The 18532-nt window shown below is 71.5% G+C and carries 16 protein-coding genes and 2 tRNA genes; 11 read left to right on the forward strand and 7 right to left on the reverse strand.

Going from position 1 to position 18532, the window contains the following annotated elements:
* The first annotated feature begins 23 nt into the window (after positions 1 to 23).
* From recF to ACGFMM_RS09665, 9 genes are all read left to right on the forward strand, one after another.
* Positions 24 to 1145, forward strand: coding sequence for a DNA replication/repair protein RecF (recF, locus tag ACGFMM_RS09625; protein ID WP_393644836.1), 1122 nt, complete (start codon positions 24 to 26; stop codon positions 1143 to 1145).
* Entirely contained in the window at positions 1142 to 1699 is a 558-nt protein-coding gene (locus ACGFMM_RS09630; protein ID WP_393644838.1) for a DUF721 domain-containing protein, read from the forward strand. Before recF ends, ACGFMM_RS09630 begins: the two co-directional genes overlap by 4 nt.
* Positions 1700 to 2080: 381 nt before the next feature.
* On the forward strand, positions 2081 to 4111 hold the full coding sequence (gene gyrB / locus ACGFMM_RS09635) for a DNA topoisomerase (ATP-hydrolyzing) subunit B (protein ID WP_393644840.1): 2031 nt from the start codon (positions 2081 to 2083) through the stop codon (positions 4109 to 4111).
* A 41-nt stretch (positions 4112 to 4152) separates the two neighbouring features.
* Positions 4153 to 6771: a DNA gyrase subunit A gene (gyrA, locus tag ACGFMM_RS09640; protein WP_393644842.1), complete on the forward strand. Its 2619-nt coding sequence runs from the start codon at positions 4153 to 4155 to the stop codon at positions 6769 to 6771.
* 3 nt (positions 6772 to 6774) lie between these two features.
* Positions 6775 to 7398 (forward strand): DUF3566 domain-containing protein, encoded by a 624-nt coding sequence (locus tag ACGFMM_RS09645; protein ID WP_393644844.1) that lies wholly within the window; start codon positions 6775 to 6777, stop codon positions 7396 to 7398.
* A gap of 118 nt (positions 7399 to 7516) precedes the next feature.
* Positions 7517 to 7590, forward strand: a tRNA-Ile gene (locus tag ACGFMM_RS09650).
* 172 nt (positions 7591 to 7762) lie between these two features.
* Complete coding sequence (locus ACGFMM_RS09655) at positions 7763 to 7897, forward strand: DLW-39 family protein (protein WP_003958712.1); 135 nt, start codon at positions 7763 to 7765, stop codon at positions 7895 to 7897.
* A gap of 157 nt (positions 7898 to 8054) precedes the next feature.
* Entirely contained in the window at positions 8055 to 9971 is a 1917-nt protein-coding gene (locus ACGFMM_RS09660) for a VWA domain-containing protein (RefSeq protein WP_393644846.1), read from the forward strand.
* Positions 9968 to 11326: a hypothetical protein gene (locus tag ACGFMM_RS09665; RefSeq protein WP_393644848.1), complete on the forward strand. Its 1359-nt coding sequence runs from the start codon at positions 9968 to 9970 to the stop codon at positions 11324 to 11326. The genes ACGFMM_RS09660 and ACGFMM_RS09665 overlap by 4 nt, the downstream gene beginning before the upstream one ends.
* Positions 11327 to 11371: 45 nt before the next feature.
* Here the strand turns inward: ACGFMM_RS09665 and ACGFMM_RS09670 are convergent, their stop codons facing one another.
* Both ACGFMM_RS09670 and ACGFMM_RS09675 read right to left on the reverse strand, forming a co-directional pair.
* A complete protein-coding gene (locus ACGFMM_RS09670; RefSeq protein WP_393644850.1) occupies positions 11372 to 12757 on the reverse strand; it encodes a serine/threonine-protein kinase in 1386 nt (461 codons plus the stop codon).
* A 34-nt stretch (positions 12758 to 12791) separates the two neighbouring features.
* Entirely contained in the window at positions 12792 to 13340 is a 549-nt protein-coding gene (locus tag ACGFMM_RS09675; RefSeq protein ID WP_393644852.1) for a helix-turn-helix domain-containing protein, read from the reverse strand.
* 168 nt (positions 13341 to 13508) lie between these two features.
* Between ACGFMM_RS09675 and ACGFMM_RS09680 the strand changes: the two genes are divergently transcribed.
* Positions 13509 to 13581 (forward strand) — tRNA-Ala (locus tag ACGFMM_RS09680).
* Between the two features lie 63 nt (positions 13582 to 13644).
* On the opposite strand, the gene ACGFMM_RS09685 is transcribed toward ACGFMM_RS09680, so the two are convergent.
* The 4 genes from ACGFMM_RS09685 to ACGFMM_RS09700 all read right to left on the reverse strand — a co-directional run bounded on the left by ACGFMM_RS09685 (position 13645) and on the right by ACGFMM_RS09700 (position 16743).
* Entirely contained in the window at positions 13645 to 14049 is a 405-nt protein-coding gene (locus ACGFMM_RS09685) for a hypothetical protein (RefSeq protein ID WP_393644854.1), read from the reverse strand.
* Positions 14050 to 14108: 59 nt separating this feature from the next.
* Positions 14109 to 15002: an RNA polymerase sigma-70 factor gene (locus tag ACGFMM_RS09690; RefSeq protein WP_393644856.1), complete on the reverse strand. Its 894-nt coding sequence runs from the start codon at positions 15000 to 15002 to the stop codon at positions 14109 to 14111.
* A 25-nt stretch (positions 15003 to 15027) separates the two neighbouring features.
* The gene (locus ACGFMM_RS09695) at positions 15028 to 16254 is read right to left on the reverse strand and encodes an NAD(P)/FAD-dependent oxidoreductase (protein ID WP_393644858.1); all 1227 of its coding nucleotides are present in this window, start codon (positions 16252 to 16254) and stop codon (positions 15028 to 15030) included.
* A gap of 114 nt (positions 16255 to 16368) precedes the next feature.
* The gene (locus tag ACGFMM_RS09700) at positions 16369 to 16743 is read right to left on the reverse strand and encodes an anti-sigma factor antagonist (protein ID WP_393644860.1); all 375 of its coding nucleotides are present in this window, start codon (positions 16741 to 16743) and stop codon (positions 16369 to 16371) included.
* Positions 16744 to 17223: 480 nt separating this feature from the next.
* Between ACGFMM_RS09700 and ACGFMM_RS09705 the strand changes: the two genes are divergently transcribed.
* Complete coding sequence (locus ACGFMM_RS09705) at positions 17224 to 17640, forward strand: DUF6344 domain-containing protein (protein ID WP_393644862.1); 417 nt, start codon at positions 17224 to 17226, stop codon at positions 17638 to 17640.
* 153 nt (positions 17641 to 17793) lie between these two features.
* On the opposite strand, the gene ACGFMM_RS09710 is transcribed toward ACGFMM_RS09705, so the two are convergent.
* Positions 17794 to 18510 (reverse strand): DUF5324 family protein, encoded by a 717-nt coding sequence (locus ACGFMM_RS09710; protein ID WP_393644864.1) that lies wholly within the window; start codon positions 18508 to 18510, stop codon positions 17794 to 17796.
* Positions 18511 to 18532 lie beyond the last annotated feature (22 nt).

Raw genomic sequence — 18532 nt, forward strand, 5'->3', positions numbered from 1 at the left:
CCGGGGGAAGGTCGGCGCACACCATGCACGTCACGCATCTGTCGCTGGCCGACTTCCGCTCGTACGCCCGGGTCGAGGTTCCGCTCGACCCGGGCGTCACCGCGTTCGTGGGGGCGAACGGACAGGGCAAGACCAATCTCGTCGAGGCGGTCGGCTATCTCGCCACCCTCGGCAGCCACCGGGTCGCCTCCGACGCACCGCTGGTGCGGATGGGCGCCGAACGGGCGGTCATCCGGGCCGCCGTCACCCAGGGCGAGCGCTCCCAGCTGGTCGAGCTCGAACTCAACCCGGGCCGGGCCAACCGGGCCCGCATCAACAGGTCCTCGCAGGTCAAGCCGCGTGACGTGCTGGGGATCGTGCGCACCGTGCTGTTCGCGCCCGAGGACCTGGCGCTGGTGAAGGGCGACCCCGGGGAGCGCCGGCGGTTCCTGGACGAGCTGATCACGGCGCGCTCGCCGCGGATGGCGGGCGTGCGGTCCGACTACGAGCGGGTGCTCAAGCAGCGCAACACGCTGCTGAAGTCCGCGGCGATGGCCCGGCGGCACGGCGGCCGCTCCATGGACCTGTCCACGCTCGACGTGTGGGACCAGCACCTCGCCCGCGCGGGCGCGGAACTGCTGGCGCAGCGGCTGGACCTGATCGCGACGCTGCAGCCGCTGGCGGACAAGGCGTACGAGCAGCTGGCGCCCGGCGGCGGACCGATTCTGCTGGAGTACAAGCCCTCCGCGCCGGGCTCCGGGCAGACCCGCGAGGAGCTGTACGGGCAGCTGATCGCCGCGCTCGCGGACGTGCGCAAGCAGGAGATCGAGCGCGGGGTCACGCTGGTCGGCCCGCACCGCGACGACCTGCTGCTGAAGCTGGGCGACCTGCCGGCCAAGGGGTACGCGAGCCACGGCGAGTCCTGGTCGTACGCGCTGGCGCTGCGGCTGGCCTCGTACGACCTGCTGCGCGCCGAGGGCAACGAGCCGGTGCTGGTCCTGGACGACGTGTTCGCGGAGCTCGACGCGCGGCGCCGCGAGCGGCTGGCGGAGCTGGTCGCGCCGGGCGAGCAGGTGCTGGTGACGGCGGCGGTGGACGACGACGTGCCGGACGTGCTGGCCGGGGTGCGGTACGAAGTGGCCGGCGGAGAGGTGCGGCGGGTATGACCGAGGAGCTCCGTCCCCAGGGTGGGGACAAGCAGGCGGTTCCCGAGCCCTCGGGTGTGGATCTCGCCCGGGTCGCGCTGCGCGCGGCCAAGGAGGCGGCGCGGGCACGGGGCGCGGCGGCGCAGCAGAAGAAGCAGGCGCGGCGCGGGGGCGGGCTGCGGTCCGGCGCGCACGCCGACGGGCGCGATCCGATGGCGCTCGGCTCGGCGATCAACCGGCTGATCACCGAGCGGGGCTGGGAGACGCCGGCGGCGGTCGGCGGCGTGATGGGTCGCTGGCCGCAGATCGTGGGCGAGGACCTGGCGAAGCACTGTGTGCCGCTGCGGTACGACGAGGAGCCGGATGCGCGGGTGCTGACGGTGCAGTGCGACTCGACCGCGTGGGCGACGCAGTTGCGGCTGCTGGCGCCGCGGCTGGTTGCGCGGCTCAACGAGGACCTGGGGCACGGGACGGTGCGGGTGATCAAGGTGCTCGGGCCGTCTGCGGGGCCGGCTCGGCGGTATGGGGCGTTGCGGGCGCCGGGGTCTGTGGGGCCTGGGGATACGTACGGGTAGCAGGGCGACTGCAGGCTCACGTGGTGCGGGTCCGGACATGGGCGCCGCGCGCGTGGGCGGCGTTGTGCCCACCCGTCCCTCCCTCAAGGACTTCGTCCAGGGGGCACCCCCACCGCGGAACGAACGATGGCCCACAACGCCGACGGCGAGCCCCCACAGCGGGGTGTGACCGCTCGAAGCGCTAGGTGGCCGTCAGAGCCCTCTGGAGCCCCTGTCTGTATATGGGGAGTCGTCTCGCTCCCGCTCAGGGCGGCACATGAGCATTCAGGTACCGGCAAACCCCCATGAGTGTCAGTGGTACCGGTAGACTGGGAGACAATCCCGCCACCCTGCGGAACATGTCGAACGACGCAGCCGCTCCCGCATGCCAGGAGACGGCCTGTGCTGTGCCAGAAAGGGCGCTTCGTGGCCGATTCCGGCAACCCCAACGAGAACAACCAGTACACCGCCAGCAACATCCAGGTCCTCGAGGGTCTGGATGCGGTGCGCAAGCGCCCTGGCATGTACATCGGCTCGACCGGAGAGCGCGGCCTGCACCACATGGTGCAGGAGGTCGTGGACAACTCGGTCGACGAAGCCCTGGCCGGTCACGCGGACACCATCGACGTGACGATCCTGGCCGACGGCGGCGTCCGCGTCGTCGACAACGGCCGCGGTATCCCCGTCGGCATCGTCGAGTCCGAGGGCAAGCCGGCCCTCGAGGTCGTGCTGACCGTGCTGCACGCGGGCGGCAAGTTCGGCGGCGGCGGCTACGCGGTCTCCGGTGGTCTCCACGGCGTCGGCGTCTCCGTGGTCAACGCCCTGTCCACGAAGGTCGCCGTCGAGGTGAAGACCGACGGCCACCGCTGGACGCAGGACTACAAGATGGGCGCCCCGACCGCGCCCCTCGCCCAGCACGAGGAGACCGGCGAGACCGGCACCTCGGTCACGTTCTGGTCCGACCCGGACATCTTCGAGACGACCGACTACTCCTTCGAGACGCTCTCGCGGCGCTTCCAGGAGATGGCCTTCCTCAACAAGGGTCTGACGATCACGCTCACCGACGAGCGCGAGTCCGCCAAGGCCACGGTCGGCGCCGACGACCCGGACGCCGAGGCCGCCGCCGAGCCGGCCGCGCGCACGGTGAAGTACCACTACGAGGGCGGCATCGTCGACTTCGTGAAGTACCTCAACTCGCGCAAGGGCGAGCTGATCAACCCCACCGTCATCGACATCGAGGCCGAGGACAAGGAGCGCATGCTCTCGGTCGAGATCGCGATGCAGTGGAACTCGTCCTACACCGAGGGCGTGTACTCCTTCGCGAACACGATCCACACCCACGAGGGCGGTACGCACGAGGAGGGCTTCCGCGCCGCGCTGACCACGCTGGTCAACAAGTACGCGCGCGACAAGAAGCTGCTCCGCGAGAAGGACGACAACCTCACCGGCGACGACATCCGCGAGGGTCTGACCGCGATCATCTCGGTCAAGCTGGGCGAGCCGCAGTTCGAGGGCCAGACGAAGACCAAGCTCGGCAACACCGAGGCCAAGACCTTCGTACAGAAGGTCGTCCACGAGCACCTCACCGACTGGTTCGACCGCAACCCCAACGAGGCCGCGGACATCGTCCGCAAGGGCATCCAGGCCGCCACCGCGCGCGTGGCCGCGCGCAAGGCCCGCGACCTGACCCGCCGCAAGGGCCTCCTGGAGTCGGCGTCCCTCCCGGGCAAGCTCTCCGACTGCCAGTCGAACGACCCGACGAAGTGCGAGATCTTCATCGTCGAGGGCGACTCCGCCGGCGGCTCCGCCAAGTCCGGCCGGAACCCGATGTACCAGGCCATCCTGCCGATCCGCGGCAAGATCCTGAACGTCGAGAAGGCCCGGATCGACAAGATCCTGCAGAACACCGAGGTCCAGGCGCTGATCTCGGCCTTCGGCACCGGGGTCCACGAGGACTTCGACATCGAGAAGCTCCGCTATCACAAGATCATCCTGATGGCGGACGCCGACGTCGACGGTCAGCACATCAACACCCTGCTCCTGACGTTCCTGTTCCGCTTCATGCGGCCGCTGGTCGAGGCCGGGCACGTCTACCTCTCCCGCCCCCCGCTGTACAAGATCAAGTGGGGCCGGGACGACTTCGAGTACGCGTACTCGGACCGCGAGCGCGACGCCCTGGTCGAGCTGGGCAAGCAGAACGGCAAGCGGATCAAGGAAGACTCGATCCAGCGCTTCAAGGGTCTCGGCGAGATGAACGCCGAGGAGCTGCGCGTCACCACCATGGACGTCGAGCACCGCGTGCTCGGCCAGGTCACCCTGGACGACGCCGCCCAGGCCGACGACCTGTTCTCGGTGCTGATGGGCGAGGACGTCGAGGCGCGCCGCTCGTTCATCCAGCGCAACGCCAAGGACGTTCGCTTCCTCGACATCTGAGTCGGTCTCAGCTGACCGTACGAAAGGACTGACGACCAGCAATGGCCGACGAAAACACCCCTGTGACCACCGAAGAAGAAGAGGGACCGCAGCTGCGGGTCGAGCCCGTCGGGCTCGAGACGGAGATGCAGCGCTCGTACCTCGACTACGCGATGTCCGTCATCGTGTCCCGCGCGCTGCCCGACGTACGGGACGGCCTGAAGCCCGTGCACCGGCGCGTGCTCTACGCGATGTACGACGGCGGCTACCGGCCCGAGAAGGGCTTCTACAAGTGCGCCCGCGTCGTCGGCGACGTCATGGGTACGTACCACCCGCACGGCGACTCGTCCATCTACGACGCCCTCGTCCGCCTCGCCCAGCCCTGGTCGATGCGGATGCCGCTGGTCGACTCCAACGGCAACTTCGGCTCCCCGGGCAACGACCCGGCCGCCGCCATGCGCTACACCGAGTGCAAGATGGCGCCGCTGTCGATGGAGATGGTCCGCGACATCGACGAGGAGACCGTCGACTTCACGGACAACTACGACGGCCGCAACCAGGAGCCGACGGTCCTGCCGGCCCGGTTCCCGAACCTGCTGGTCAACGGCTCCGCCGGCATCGCCGTCGGCATGGCGACCAACATCCCGCCGCACAACCTGCGCGAGGTGTCCGAGGGCGCCCAGTGGTACCTGGCCAACCCCGAGGCCACCCACGAGGAGCTGCTCGACGCGCTCATCGAGCGGATCAAGGGCCCGGACTTCCCGACCGGCGCGCTGGTCGTCGGCCGCAAGGGCATCGAGGAGGCGTACCGCACCGGCCGCGGCTCCATCACGATGCGCGCGGTGGTCGAGGTCGAGGAGATCCAGAACCGCCAGTGCCTGGTGGTCACGGAGCTTCCGTACCAGGTCAACCCGGACAACCTCGCGCAGAAGATCGCCGACCTGGTGAAGGACGGCAAGATCGGCGGCATCGCCGACGTCCGCGACGAGACCTCGTCCCGGACCGGACAGCGCCTGGTCATCGTGCTCAAGCGCGACGCCGTCGCCAAGGTCGTCCTCAACAACCTGTACAAGCACACCGATCTGCAGACGAACTTCGGCGCCAACATGCTGGCGCTCGTCGACGGCGTGCCGCGCACCCTCTCGCTGGACGCGTTCATCCGCCACTGGGTGACGCACCAGATCGAGGTCATCGTGCGCCGGACGAAGTTCCGGCTGCGCAAGGCCGAGGAGCGCGCCCACATCCTGCGCGGTCTGCTCAAGGCGCTGGACGCGATCGACGAGGTCATCGCGCTCATCCGGCGCAGTGACACGGTCGAGGTGGCGCGCGAGGGCCTGATGGGCCTGCTGGAGATCGACGAGATCCAGGCCAACGCCATCCTGGAGATGCAGCTCCGCCGGCTCGCCGCCCTGGAGCGCCAGAAGATCATCGCCGAGCACGACGAGCTGCAGGCGAAGATCAACGAGTACAACGCGATCCTGGCCTCGCCGGAGAAGCAGCGGACCATCGTCAGCGAGGAGCTGGCGGCCCTGGTCGAGAAGTTCGGCGACGACCGCCGTTCCAAGCTGGTGCCCTTCGACGGTGACATGTCCATCGAGGACCTGATCGCCGAGGAGGACATCGTCGTCACCATCACGCGTGGCGGCTATGTGAAGCGGACGAAGACCGAGGACTACCGCTCGCAGAAGCGCGGCGGCAAGGGCGTGCGCGGCACGAAGCTGAAGCAGGACGACATCGTCGACCACTTCTTCGTCTCCACGACCCACCACTGGCTGCTGTTCTTCACCAACAAGGGCCGGGTCTACCGGGCCAAGGCGTACGAGCTTCCGGACGCCGGCCGGGACGCGCGCGGCCAGCACGTCGCCAACCTGCTGGCCTTCCAGCCGGACGAGCAGATCGCCGAGATCCTCGCCATCCGCGACTACGAGGCCGCGCCGTACCTGGTGCTCGCCACCAAGGCCGGTCTGGTGAAGAAGACGGCGCTGAAGGACTACGACTCGCCCCGCTCGGGCGGCGTCATCGCCATCAACCTGCGTGAGCGGGAGGACGGCAGCGACGACGAGCTGATCGGCGCGGAGCTGGTCTCGGCCGAGGACGACCTGCTGCTCATCAGCAGGAAGGCGCAGTCGATCCGGTTCACCGCCACGGACGACGCGCTGCGGCCGATGGGCCGGGCCACGTCGGGCGTGAAGGGCATGAGTTTCCGCGAGGACGACGAACTGCTCTCGATGAACGTCGTCCGGCCCGGTACGTTCGTCTTCACCGCCACCGACGGCGGGTACGCGAAGCGGACCGCCGTCGACGAGTACCGCGTCCAGGGCCGCGGTGGCCTCGGCATCAAGGCCGCCAAGATCGTGGAGGACCGCGGTTCGCTCGTGGGCGCGCTGGTGGTCGAGGAGACCGACGAGATCCTCGCCATCACGCTGTCCGGCGGTGTGATTCGTACGCGCGTCAATGAAGTCAGGGAGACCGGCCGTGACACCATGGGCGTCCAGCTGATCAATCTGGGCAAGCGGGATGCCGTCGTCGGCATCGCGCGGAACGCCGAGGCGGGCAGCGAGGCCGACGAGGTCGAGGACGACGACGCCGAGGGCGTCGTGGCCGTCGACGGTGTCGAGGCCGCTGCCACGGTCGAGACGGCCGGGGACACGGAGTCCTCGGCCGGGGAGCACGAGGAGTAGAGCGTGAGTGGAGCCATGGGCGCCGGATCGGCCGCTGCTGGAGCTGCTGCTGGAGAGAACGGCGCCCGTGGCCCCGCCACGGATTCCCAGGGGGTGGGCGTGTCATACGGCAACAACGGCCCGCTGCCGGGTGAGCGCCCCGCGGGCGCGCAGGCGGCGCAGCCGTACCACCCGCCGCAGGCGTACCCGGGCCAGCAGGGCCAGGGCGGCAACTCGGCCGTGCGGCGGCCGCGTACGGGGGCACGCACGACGCCCCGGACGCGCAAGGCCCGGCTGCGGGTGGCGAAGGCCGATCCGTGGTCGGTGATGAAGGTGAGCTTCCTGCTCTCCATCGCGCTGGGCATCTGCACGGTCGTCGCGGCGGCGGTGCTGTGGATGGTCATGGACGCCATGGGCGTCTTCTCGACGGTCGGCGGGACGATCAGCGAGGCCACGGGCTCGAACGAGTCCAACGGCTTCGACCTGCAGTCGTTCCTGTCGCTGCCGCGGGTGCTGATGTTCACCTCGGTGATCGCGGTGATCGACGTGGTCCTGATGACCGCGCTGGCGACGCTGGGCGCGTTCATCTACAACCTGTCGGCGGGTTTCGTCGGCGGTGTCGAGCTGACGCTGGCGGAGGACGAGTGACCTGCGCGGGGGCCGGCCCGCGGCTCCTCGGAGGGCCGCGGGTAACCGATTTTGGGACTGGCCCCCACGTGCGCTAATCTTCAGGAGTCAGCGCGCGGGTCACCCCGCAGAGCGCGGCGGGGCTATAGCTCAGTTGGTTAGAGCGCATCCCTGATAAGGATGAGGCCACAGGTTCAAATCCTGTTAGCCCCACAGCTTCGATCGGCCCGGACGGAACTTCCCGTCCGGGCCGATCGTTTTACTGCCGTGGGCCCGTGCGGAGAGGTGATGGATTGCCTCGAGGCAGGTCACCAATCGATATCGGTCGGTGTGTATAGTCGGGCGCCAGAAGTCCTCATACGTCAAGGAAAGACGAGGTCGCGCGGTGAAGAAGCTTCTCCTGGTCGCACTGGCCGCCATCGGCGGGCTCCTCGTGTACCGCCAGATCCAGGCGGATCGCGCCGAGCAGGATCTGTGGACGGAGGCGACCGACTCCGTGCCCGCAGGTTCGGGTGTGTGAGACGCGCACAGTCTGACGACGAAGCCCCGGTCGCTTGATGCGGCCGGGGCTTCTCGCTGTTTCAGGACCGTGACAGCGATCCCCTTGAGTTCGCCTACGCAAATCACTAGCTTGCAAGAGCAAAGTTGCGTGGTCATGGCCAAGGGGGACACGGAAGATGAGAACAACGACACGCCGCCGGACGGCGGTGGGCATGACGGTCGGGGCGGTGCTCGCCCTGATGCTGACGACGCCCGCGGGCAGTGCGACGGCCGCGCCCGCCGCCGAGGGGACCGGCCGGAACAGTCTGGTGATGGTGCTGGACTCCTCCGGCTCCATGGCCGACGGCGACGGCTCCGGCCGCACCCGCATGGAGTCCGCCCGCTCCGCGGTGGGCACGGTCGTCGACAGCCTCCCGGACGGCTACCCGACCGGACTGCGGGTGTACGGCGCGGACCGTGACCGGGGCTGCACCGACACCCGGCTCGTCACCCCGGTCGAACCGCTGGACCGGTCCGGGCTGAAGCAGGCCGTTGCCTCCGTGAAGCCCAAGGGCGACACGCCGATCGGCTACGCGCTGCAGAAGGCCGCCGCCGACCTGCCGCAGGCGCCCGCCGGGGCGATCGGGACGCGGACGATCCTGCTGATCTCCGACGGCGAGGACAGCTGCGGCACGCCCAAGCCCTGCGAGGTCGCCGAGCAGCTCGCCAAGGACGGTGTGGGGCTGCGCGTCGACACCGTCGGCTTCCAGGTACGGGGCCGGGCCCGCGAGCAGCTGGAGTGCATCGCCGAGGCCGGCAACGGGCGGTACTACGACGCCCCGGACGCCGCCTCCCTCGCCCGACAGCTGCAGCGCGCCTCGCAGTTGTCCGTCGACGGCTACCGGCTGAAGGGCACGCGCGTCGAGGGCGCCGCGACCCGCGACCGGGCCCCGAAGCTCGTCCCCGGGCAGTACCTGGACACCATCGGGCCCGGCGAGCAGCGGCACTACGCCCTCGACCTCGACGCCGTCTCCACCGCGAGCCTCTCCGCCACGGCGGTGCCGCAGCCCGGCGCGAAGGTCGACATGCTCGACGCGCTGAGCACCCGCGTCGAGCGCGACGACAGCCGCTGCGACCTCCACACCGAGTTCTTCTCCCAGCACGAGGGCGCGACCCCGCTCACCTCCGCGGTGCTGCGCGTGCCGAGCGACAAGGGCGGCCGCACCTGTGACGAGGCGGGCCGCTACCACCTGGTCGTCGAGCGCAAGAGCCAGGAGGACTCCGACGCGGCGCGCTGGCCGGTGGAACTCACCTTCGGCCTCGAGGCGCCGCTGCCGAAGGGGACGACGGCGGCCCAGTCGCAGCCGGAGTACGGCAAGGGCGACAAGGACGCCGCGGTGCCGGCCGGCGACCCGAAGGACGTGCGCGGCGGCACCGGCTTCAACGACGCCCGCGAGATCGGGTCCGGCGTGTGGCGGGACCGGCTGCTGCCGTCCCAGACGCTCTGGTACCGCGTCCCGGTCGGCTGGGGCCAGCAGCTGCGCTACGACGTGGAGTTCGCCAACGAGCCGACCGTGAAGGGGTACGGCGGCGCGAACTCGTACGGGGCGAGCCAGGTGTACACCCCGTCGCGGCACCCGGTCGGCGGCGGGACGGGCGAGTTCGACCCGAGCACCGTCTACAACGGCCGCCCGGCGAAGCTGAACCTGGGCACCGTGCCGGTCGCCTGGACCAACCGGCACGAGCACCACCCGAACGTCATCCCGGTGCACACCAAGGGCGGTTTCTACATCGCCGTGACCCTCGGGGCGCGGGCCGCCGAGATCGCCGAGAACCCCCAGATCGGTGTGGTGCTGCGGGTGGCGGTGCTCGGCGACGAGCTCGCCGGGCCGCAGCACGGCGCCCCGGTGGCCGAACCCAAGGCGACTGATCGGGACGATTCGCCCGGCCGCGCAGACAGCGGAGGGACGGGCGGGGCAGGATGGACCGGCACCGCGGCCGCCGCTGCCGCGGGCGGCGCCGTCGTCCTGATCGCGGGCACGGTGCTCGTACTGGTGCGGCGCAGGGCGGCGACCCGGTCGGCGACCACGGAGACGACGAGGAGAAGCGCGTGACGACGCAGCGCATCCGGACAGTGCGCGGCACGGGCCGCGCGACGGCCGCCGCCGTGGCGGCGCTGTGCGCGGTGGCCGCGCTGCCCGGGCCGGCCTGGGCGGCCGGCGACGCCCCGTACGCGTACGACAGTGCGGCGCAGCAGGTGAAGGGCGCGGCGACGACCTCGAACTCGGCGCAGCTGAAGCCGGGTTCGGTCTACCGCGACACCATCTCCCAGACCGGCAAGCAGTACTACCGGGTCGACCTGGACGGTCAGCACAATGCCTACGTGTCGGTCGTGGCCGTGCCGCCGTCGGGCGGGAAGGCGGAGTACGCCGACGGGATCAAGGTGACCCTGCAGGACGGCTCCGGCTCCCGGTGCGGTTCGCAGGAGACCCAGTTCGGGTCGGGCGGCTACACGCGGCCGATCACCGCGTACGCCGTGCGCGAGGTCGACCAGGCCGGTGACAACGACAGCTGCGCGTCGCCCGGCGCGTACTACGTGCTCGTCGAGCGGACCAGCGCGGCGACATCCACGCCCACGGACTGGGGCCTGGAGCTCCGGCACGTCACCGAGCCGGCGCTGAAGGCCGCCGGGCCGACCCAGGCCCCGGAGGAATGGCCGTCCGCCTCGCCGCAGCCGCCGCCCGGCGGCCCGACGAAGCGTCACGGCGGCACCAGCCTCTTCGAAGCCACCGGCCTGGGAGAGGGCGAGTGGCGGGACGACATCGAGCCGGGGCAGACGCTGTTCTACCGGGTGCCGGTCGACTGGGGGCAGCAGGTGTTCGTCGGCGCCGAGCTGGGCAGCAGCCCGACCGGCGACGACTTCGTGAGCAACGCGCTGACGCTGACGCTGGCCAACCCGGCCGGCGGCCACGTCGACGACGACAGGCTCTCGTACAACGGCAAGCAGGCGACGATGGGGCTCGAACCGCAGCCGCCGGTCGCCTACGAGAACCGGTTCGATTCCGACACCAGCTCCAGCGCCATGCGGTTCGCCGGCTGGTACTACCTGTCGGCGACGCTCAGCCCGGACATGGCGAAGGAGTACGGCGACAAGGCGCTCCCGCTGACGCTGCGGCTGAACGTCACCGGCCAGGCGCAGGAGGGCCCCGGGTACGTCGGCGACCCCGGGCCGTTCACGGTCACCGACGACGACCGGGACGCGGCCGCCGACGGGCAGAGCGGCTCCGACGCGTCCACCGGCGGGACGATGAAGCTGGTCGCGGCGGCCGGGCTCGGCGCGGGCGCGGTTCTGCTGCTCGGGCTCGGCGGCTGGACGCTGGTCGCCCGGCGGCGGGCAGCGCAGGAGGCCGCCAGGCTGCCCGCCCGGACACAGGAGCCGACGCAGTACGGGCCGCCGCCGGCCTGGTAGCCCTTTGGCAGCCCTTTGCGCCGGGCGGCCGGGTAAACCTCGGGCTCAGACCTGCGTGAGGGCCCAGACGCCGACCGCCAGGCACAGCAGCGCGACGATCAGCACCGGGACCGCCACCTTCGGGGGCGGTCCCGGTCGCGTACGCGGGGCCGGGGGCGCCGCCGGCTGCGGCTGCGCCGGCACGGCGGTCGTCGGGGTCCGCACGGGGGCGTGCGCCGTGTAGTGACGGGTCGCCGGCTGCTCGTACGGCACGGCGGACGTGGGGGCCTGGGCGAACTCCTGGCCCGAGGTGGGGACCTGCCCGAAGTCGGCTGCGGCAGCCGGGTAGGGGGCTGCCGCGAGGTGAGGAGCCACCGGGTACGCGGGCATCGGGGCCGGCGGCTGCGCGGGGGCGTGCACCGCCTGTGGGGGCGGCGTGGGGGAAGCCTGATGCGGCGCCATGGGGGATGCCTGGTGCGGCGGCGCCAGAGGGAAGCCGCCCGGCTCGGACGGGCTCGGGCCCTGCCCGGCCTGCTGCCCGGCCTCCTGCGCCGCGGGAGCCGGGCCGGCGCCCGCCGGCCCCTCCGGGCCGAAACCGCCCGGCAGCGGGCCGAGCTGGTCGAAGACCTCGACCGGCTCCTCGTCCGGACCGGCGTCCGGCAGCAGCTCCATGGCCGTGGCGAGCGCCTTGCGCGCGCCGTTGGCGGTACGGAACCGGGCCTGCGGATCGGGCTGGAGCAGCCCGGCGAGCACCTGCCACAGCGGCTCAGGGATGCCCTGAGGGGCCCCGGGAGTGCCGTGCGCGGTGAAGTAGTCCACGAGGGCCTGGGAGTCGGGCTTGGTCCCCTGGAGGAGGTACAGCGCCACCAGGCCGACGGCGAACAGGTCGGCGGTGAAGTCCGGCTCCGCGCCCATCAGTTGCTCGGGCGCGAAGTAACCGGGCGTGCCGACCACGTAGTTCGTCTCGGTGAGCCGGGGCTCGCCCTTGCGCATGGAGATGCCGAAGTCGGACAGCCGCAGATGCGGCCGCCCGGTTCCGGTCGCCTCGAGCAGCACGTTGGCCGGCTTGATGTCGCGGTGCACGACCCCCTCCGCGTGCACCGCGGCCAGCCCGGCGAGCAGCTGGTCGAGCAGGACGCAGACGAAGCGCGGCGGGAGCGGGCCGTAGTCGCCGATGAGGTGCGCCAGCGAGCCACCGCTCACCAGATCCATGGTGAACAGCACCTTGTCGTCGTCCGCGGCCCAGCTGGCCGGGGCGAGGACGTGCGGGTGGTCGATCCTCAGGGCCTGCTCGCGGACGAAACGCAGCAAGGTGTGCGCGTCGCTCTGCTGGAGCACCTTCGCGGCGACATAGCGCCGTCTCCGGTGGTCCCAGGCACGCCACACCGCGCCCACCCCGCCGCGTCCGATCGGGTCGACCAGTTCGTACCGGCCCGCGAAGACCTCACCCATGCGCTGCGCCCGCTCCCGTCGTGCCGTGTCGGCGTCAGTTCTGGTGCGACTCGTAGTGCGAGACCGCGTCGGACGTACGGCCCGCGCCGTACACCCGGAGGAACTCTGCCAGCTCCGGATGCGTCGGGGCGAGGGAGTCCGCCGCGTCGATGATGTCGCCGGCCGCCGCGACCGAGCGCAGCAGCGACTGGATCTCGCGCACCACCCGGCGCACGGTCGGCGCGCCCGAGCTGTTCGTCGTCTGGCTGGTGGTCGTGAGGACCGAGCCGCCCTGCGACTTCTTGATCTCCTCCATGCGGTCGGTGGCCTCGGCCGCGCTGACACTGCCGTCGGCGACCTGGCCGGCGAGCTCCTGGAGGGCCTGGACGCGCTGGACGACCGCCGGATTGCCGATCTTGGCCCGCTGGCCGCTCATCAACTGGGAGAGCATGGGCGCGGACAGGCCGAGTACGGCCGCGAGCCGGGCCTGGTTCAGCCCGAGATCGTCGATCAGCCGGCGGAACAGCGCCCCCAGCGGCTCGCCGTACCAACTGCGCTGAAGCTCTCTGGCTCTGGCCGTGGCTTCCTGCTGCGCTGCATCCATTGCTTCTCCCCATCCCTGCGGTTCGCCACTGCGAACCTCGCCAAGCATCTTACGGAGAGCGCTCGCGCACCGGGAGCCCCAATGTTTTTGCCGTACCCGGGGGGTGACCCGGTACTCTGGTCTGCGGCGCGGCCCGGTCCGGAGATCGACCGGTCGCCGACGTCTTTCGGGGCCTTAGCTCAGTTGGTAGAGCGCTGTCTTTGCATGGCAGATGTCAGGGGTTCGACTCCCCTAGGCTCCACTTCTCAAATGCCCTCCGACCTGGGAAGACTCCGGGTCGGAGGGCATTTGCGCGTCCCCGTCCCTAGGCGCGGGCGCCCAGGACCGCGGGCCGCGAGACCAGCACCTGGCCCAGGGCCAGGGTGCTGAGGCCGAACATCAGGATGCCGAGCGGGACGTGGAACTCGGGTATGTGGGCGATGCCGAGGACGACCTGGACCGAGGCGAGGGCGAGGAAGCCGGTCGCGTACCAGATCGGGCGGGTCGGGCCGCCGCCCGGCCGCCAGGCGAGGATCGCGGCGAGCACGTAGAGCATGGCCGCGCCGTACATCACGCGCGAGCCGACGTCGTGCAGCAGCGCGCCGGTGGACGAGGTCAGCAGCGCCCCGGCGGTCACCGCCTGGAAGAACAGCGAGACGGTCTGCAGGGCGACGGAGATCTTCAGGAAGGCGGTCGTGCGCGGCGTTGCCGCCGTCTTCTGTCGTGCCATGGTGTCTACACCTCGGGGTGGGCGTGGTGGGCTGTTGGCGGCGGTCGGCGTCCGAAACCTCAGCGCAGGGTGAGCGGCGTCTCGGCGGCGACGTGGGTGAGCTTCTCGGGGTTGCGGACGTAGTAGAGGCCGGTGATGAGGGCGTCCTCGACGCGCAGGGCCATCACGCCGTCCAGTTCGCCGTTCACGTGCACGACCAGTGCCGGGCTGCCGTTGACCACGGTCGGCTCGCAGGCGACCGTCGCCCTGTGTTTGGCGGTGCCGCCGAAGTAGAAGCGGACCACCTTCTCCGCGCCGATCACGGGCCGCAGCGCGGCCCGCTTCACGCCGCCGCCGTCGCTCACCAGGACGACCTGCGGGGCCAGTACGTCGAGCAGCTCCTGCGGGTCCCCGGTCTCCAGCGCGCGCCGGAAGGACTCCAGCGCCGCCCGGGCCACGCCCGGGGACGCCGTCCGGCGCGGGCGGCGGGCGTCGACGTGCCGGCGGGCGCGGTGGGCGATCTGCCGGACGGCCGCGGGGCTCTTGTCGACGGCCTCGGCGATCTCGTCGTAGTCGATCTCGAAGACCTCGCGGAGCACGAAGACGGCCCGCTCGGTCGGGGAGAGGCTCTCCAGGACGAGCATCATCGCCATCGACACGCTCTCGACCAGTTCGACGTCCTCGGCGACGTCGGGTGTGGTGAGCATCGGCTCCGGCAGCCACTGCCCGACGTACGCCTCCCTGCGGCGCTTCATGGTGCGCAGCCGGTTGAGCGCCTGGCGGGTGGTGATCCGCACCAGGTAGGCGCGGTGGTCGGCGACCTGGTCCAGGTCGACCTTGACCCAGCGCAGCCAGGTCTCCTGCAGGACGTCCTCGGCGTCGGCGGCGGAGCCCAGCACCTCGTACGCGACGGTGAAGAGCAGATTCCGGTGGGCGACGAAGGTCCCGGTCGCCGGGTCGGTGTGGTCGGTCATGGCGCGTTCCCCTCCTCTGCGGCCGTCAGGCCGCGTGCTCGGCGGCCGCCTCGGCGGCGCCGGCCCTCATGGTGGCCGCCGCCGCACCGCCCCGTCCGGCCAACTGCGCACGCCGGTGCGAGTCGTCCTTGCGCCAGCTGTGCGAACCGGGCTTCCCGGCCTCGTTCACGAGGTGCTTGACGCTGAACTCGCAGGACACCTCCTTGAGCTTCGCGCCCGGCCGGCCGGGCACGAACAGCCGCATCGCGGTGTCGTCCTTGTGGGCGAGCTGGAAGATCGCGGTGCGCCGGCCAAGGCTCACGCACATCGCCGGGAACGACAGCTTGACGGGCTCGGGCCGCTGCCCGGCCATGCGGGCCAGGATCGTGTCGGCGGCGTGCGCGCCCAGGCAGCCCGCGCCGTACGCGCTCATCCGGAACGGCAGATCCGAGGGAGCGGCCGAGTCGCCGGCGGCGAGGATGCGCTCGTCGTCGACGCTGGTCAGCGTCTCGTCGGTGAGCAGCCGGCCGACTGCGTCGGTGCTGAGCCCGCTGCGCGCGGCCAGGTCGGGCACGCCGAAGCCGGTGGCCCAGATGGTGACGTCACTGGCCGGCCGGCGGCCGTCGGCGAGCTGCACGGTGTCCGCGCTCACGGCGGTCACCCTCGTCTCGGGGCCCTCGAGCACGGTCACGCCGAGCTCGGCCAGCCGCTTGGCGGCCGTACGCCGGGCACGGGGGTGCAGGTACGGGCCGAGGGTGCCGCCGCAGGCCAGGGTGACCCTGCGGCCCTGCTCGGCCAGCTCGGCGGCGGTCTCGATACCGGTGGGGCCGCCGCCGACGATCGTCACCGGGGCCGACAGAGGCGTGTCCTCGAGGACCGACCGCAACTGCCGGGCCGTCTCCAGGGTGTCGAGCGGCAGCGCGAACGCGGCCGCGCCGGGCACCTGGGGGACGGTGCTGCCGCTGCCGGCCGCGTAGATCAGGTAGTCGTACGCGAGGGTGCCGCCGCTCGTGAGGGTCACGCTGCGGCCGGCCGCGTCGATGCGGGACACCGTGTCCACGAGCAGCCGGACGCCGTCGGCGAGGACCGTCGCGTAGTCGACGACGGCCTCGTGGGTGCCGGCGACCAGCTGGTGCAGCCGGAGGCGCGGGACGAAGGTCCGGCGAGGGTTGATGACGGTCACGGTCACGTCGTGGCGCTGCGTCAGGCGATTGGCGGCCATGACTCCGGCGTAGCCGCCGCCGATCACGACGATGTGCCTGTCCTCAGCCATGGTGTGTCTCCTCCGTCGCCTCCGGGTCCGTCTCCCGGGGGGTTCGGCCTCAAGACACCGGGCCGGCCACGGCTGTGACAATTTGTGGCGCGGGTCACATCATGCGTCGGGGGGTCAGGAATCCGCGACGGGCCAGTCGCCGGTGCTCCATGCCCGCTGCTCCTCGCCGCTGCCGCCGCGGTGGGCGGCGAGCGCGGCCGGCAGGTCGGGGTGCCCCGGTATCGGCGGGCAGCCGCCCTCGGGCGCCGCGGCGAGCTCCAGGATCCGCCCCTGGGTCGCCAGCCGGGCCGCCGCCTCGGCGACCGCCGCGCGGCCGCCGTCCGACCAGCCGCGCAGGCTCGTCAGGTCGAGGATCACCGGACCCGTGCCGCGGGCCACCGCCCAGCCCACCGCGCCCGCGAACCGGCTCACGGCGTCGGTGCCGAGGAACCCGGCCAGGGACAGCACGCCCAGGTCCGGCTGAATGGTGTATCGCCACTCGATGGTCATGGCAGCTCTCTCGTCGGGGCGGTCTTCCGTCGTGTGCAGAGACGCTCTCCGCGGGGGACGGTCATTATGCATTTCGCCCTGTGGGAGCCCCGAGGGCTGTTCGGAGTGCGGGACGCCGGGGCGGGAGTGGCCGGTCGTCACGGGTGCTGCACCTGGGCAGCAGGGAGGCGTTCCCGGCGGTCTTCGACCTGGGAGTTGCGGCCTTCCGTCCGGCGCGGTGGGCCGAAGCGGCCGCGGCCCGGCCGGACTTCGCGCCGGCGCGGTGAGAGGGCAGGCGGGAGAGGGGCGAGCCGGTCGAGCGGTTGAGCCGCACGGGTGGTGTTCATCGGAATAACTGCGCGGCGACGGCGTCGCTCCTGGGTTTCCCGGGCGCCGTCCACATCATGAGAAAGGTATGTAGATCGCGCAACTCGAAATGAACCACCCAGACCCGTCCGAATGACGCGCCAGCCCCCGGCGCACCGCCGAAAGCGAGGAGCCATGGCAACCGCCAAGGTCAAGCAGTTCTGGACCGCCTTCGTCTCCGTACTCGTCGCCCTCCTGGGCGCCCTCGGCTTCGCGACCCCCGCGACCGCCGCCCAGCAGGCCGCCGTCAGCCGCCCGGAGGAGCCCGCCGCCGACGCCGTCGCCCGCCGTGTGCTCGCGAAGGTGCCCGCGCAGACGGACCGCAGAGCGCCGGCCTCCGCCGCCGCTCCGAAGGCGAGGAAGGCGTCCCTGCCGCCGACCATCAAGCAGCGCATCCGCGCCGAGGCGCACAACGCCACGCCCTCCGTACGCCACCTTCGCGCCGACACCGCACTGGGGACGGACCCGGTCGAGGACACGGAGCGGGACGAGCGGGCCGGGCGCGGCGAGCAGGGCGAGCACGCCCTCGCGGGCAGTGCCGCCACGGCGTAGACGCCGGGAGCGCACAGTCTCCCGGCGTCCTCAGCCCGACGCGCCCCGAACGGCGTCTCCGTGTCCGACCTCTACGCGTCCGACGTCGACGAGCCTGACATCCACGTGTCCGACGTCGACATGCCCCACATCCACGTGTCCGACGGCTACGCGTCAGCGGCGCTCGTCTCGATCGCGATCGGCGGCATCGGCCTCGGCCTGCTTGGCCTCCACATCGGCGTCGAGGGAGCTGCCGTCCACGGACGACAACGGGGAACGACCCGAACCGTCCGACCCCTCAGAACCCTCCGAGACTTCGGTGGGCGCCGGCGGCTCGACCAGCCAGTCGGGATTGGCCTGCTTGTCCCACCACTTCCACGCGGCGACGGCCCCGCCGAACAGCAGCCCGACGACCACCACCCCCTTGGCGACGGTTCCGGCCCTGGCCCGGCGCTTGTGCTTCCTGACCAGCTTCTCGATCTCCTTCGGCGTCACCTGACCGCGCAGCGCGGCCCAGGCGGCGGTGGAACGTGAACCGGCCTCCTCCAGGACGGGACCGGTCGCGGCGACCGCGTGCTCGACACGCGGCACGGTGTAGTCGGCTGCCATACGGGCGGCCTTGCGGGTACGGTCCGCCGCCATGTGCGCGGCCGCGTCCACCCGCGGCGGTACGTGCGGCGCGACGTAGGTGCCGTACTGCACGCGAGCTTGTACACGGGCCTGATGTGCGGCCTTGGAGACCTTCGGCGCGAGTTTGACGCGTGCCTCGTGCGCATAATGCGCGGCCTGCTCCTTGGCCGTGTCTGCGTAGGGCGCCACCACGTCCGCGGCGTGACGCACGCTGTCCTTCGCCGAACCGGTCGCGGCGCGCACGCTGTCCATGCGGGTCACGGGATCCTCCTCCTCGGTGGCG

The sequence above is a fragment of the Streptomyces sp. NPDC048604 genome, from assembly GCF_043199435.1.
Classification (GTDB): Bacteria; Actinomycetota; Actinomycetes; order Streptomycetales; family Streptomycetaceae; genus Streptomyces.

Bases quoted from the DNA above. Each gene is read 5' to 3' on its own strand.
- recF (WP_393644836.1), top strand. From the start codon at position 24: ATGCACGTCACGCATCTGTCGCTGGCCGACTTCCGCTCGTACGCCCGG.
- ACGFMM_RS09630 (WP_393644838.1), top strand. From the start codon at position 1,142: ATGACCGAGGAGCTCCGTCCCCAGGGTGGGGACAAGCAGGCGGTTCCC.
- gyrA (WP_393644842.1), top strand. From the start codon at position 4,153: ATGGCCGACGAAAACACCCCTGTGACCACCGAAGAAGAAGAGGGACCG.
- ACGFMM_RS09660 (WP_393644846.1), top strand. From the start codon at position 8,055: ATGAGAACAACGACACGCCGCCGGACGGCGGTGGGCATGACGGTCGGG.
- ACGFMM_RS09670 (WP_393644850.1), bottom strand. From the start codon at position 12,757: ATGGGTGAGGTCTTCGCGGGCCGGTACGAACTGGTCGACCCGATCGGA.
- ACGFMM_RS09675 (WP_393644852.1), bottom strand. From the start codon at position 13,340: ATGGATGCAGCGCAGCAGGAAGCCACGGCCAGAGCCAGAGAGCTTCAG.
- ACGFMM_RS09685 (WP_393644854.1), bottom strand. From the start codon at position 14,049: ATGGCACGACAGAAGACGGCGGCAACGCCGCGCACGACCGCCTTCCTG.
- ACGFMM_RS09690 (WP_393644856.1), bottom strand. From the start codon at position 15,002: ATGACCGACCACACCGACCCGGCGACCGGGACCTTCGTCGCCCACCGG.
- ACGFMM_RS09695 (WP_393644858.1), bottom strand. From the start codon at position 16,254: ATGGCTGAGGACAGGCACATCGTCGTGATCGGCGGCGGCTACGCCGGA.
- ACGFMM_RS09700 (WP_393644860.1), bottom strand. From the start codon at position 16,743: ATGACCATCGAGTGGCGATACACCATTCAGCCGGACCTGGGCGTGCTG.
- ACGFMM_RS09705 (WP_393644862.1), top strand. From the start codon at position 17,224: ATGGCAACCGCCAAGGTCAAGCAGTTCTGGACCGCCTTCGTCTCCGTA.